This window comes from Methylobacterium sp. WL103 (assembly GCF_008039885.1).
Taxonomy (GTDB): domain Bacteria; phylum Pseudomonadota; class Alphaproteobacteria; order Rhizobiales; family Beijerinckiaceae; genus Methylobacterium; species Methylobacterium cerastii.
Map to the genome: position 1 here is coordinate 1 of NZ_VRUX01000925.1, position 1,177 is coordinate 1,177.

Annotated in this window: 2 protein-coding genes; both read right to left on the reverse strand. The window is 74.9% G+C overall.

The window, feature by feature from the left end:
* On the reverse strand, positions 1–888 hold an 888-nt coding region (tsaD, locus tag FV222_RS26750), incomplete at its 3' end, for a tRNA (adenosine(37)-N6)-threonylcarbamoyltransferase complex transferase subunit TsaD (RefSeq protein ID WP_147816160.1).
* Between the two features lie 99 nt (positions 889–987).
* The coding region (locus FV222_RS26755; RefSeq protein ID WP_147816162.1) for a DUF2293 domain-containing protein at positions 988–1,177 on the reverse strand (190 nt) is incomplete at its 5' end.

Genomic DNA, 1,177 nt, shown 5'->3' on the forward strand with positions numbered 1-1,177 from the left:
GCCCGCCTCCCCCGCCAGCGCCGCCAGCGCCCTACGGATCGCGCCGTTGGCCGAGACGCCGCCGGCGGCCACCAGGGCGGTCGGGTGCCCGGCGACGCCGGAGAAGGTGCGTAACGCCACGCGGACGCGGTCGACCACCACGTCGACCACCGCGGCCTGGAAGCCGGCGCAGAGGTCGGCGACGTCCCGCTCGGCGAGCGGCGCCGTGCGCTCGGCCTCTATCCGGAGGGCGGTTTTGAGGCCGGACAGGGAGAAGTTCGCGTCGCGGCGCCCGAGCATCGGCCGCGGCAGGGCGAAGCGCTCCGGGTCGCCGGCTTCCGCCATGCGCTCGACCTCGGGGCCGCCGGGATAGGCCAGCCCGAGGAGCTTGGCGACCTTGTCGAAGGCTTCGCCGATCGCGTCGTCGATGGTGCCGCCGAGGCGGACGTAGTCGCCGACGCCCTTCACCGCGACGAGCTGGGTGTGGCCGCCCGAGGCGAGCAGCAGCAGGTAGGGGAAGGCGAGGCCGTCGGTCAGCCGCGCGGTGAGCGCGTGCGCCTCGAGGTGGTTGACGGCCAGGAGCGGCTTGCGCGCGACGAGCGCCAGGGTCTTGGCGGTGACGAGGCCGACCAGCACCCCGCCGATCAGGCCGGGGCCGGCCGCGACCGCGATGCCGTCCACGTCCTTGAGGGCCATGCCGGCGCGGTCCAGGGCGCGGGCGATCAGCCGATCCAGCACCTCGACGTGGGCGCGGGCGGCGATCTCGGGCACCACGCCGCCATAGGCCGCGTGCTCGGCGATCTGGCTCAGCACCTCGTTCGAGCGGATGACGCCGCGCCCGTCCTCGCCCGGCGCGACGATCGCGGCGGCGGTCTCGTCGCAGGTGGTTTCGATGCCCAGCACGTTCATGGTGACGATCGACGCTTCCGTTCCCGCGCGAACCCGCCCGCCCCGTGTATCCGCTCGGGGCGCCCCCCGGCAACGACCCGCGGCGCCGATCGCGTCGCCTCAGGGCGTGTCGGCCTCGTCGGAGGCTTCCGCCTCCGGGATCGGCGCCGCGCCCCAGCCGGCCAGCACCGCGTTCAACGCGTCGAGGACGAAGTGGCGGGCGCTGTCACGATCGTAGCCCTCGGCGAGGAGGTCGTCGTAATCGGTGAAGACGTGGCGGGCGTAGGCGACGAGGGCGAGCCGCGCCGCC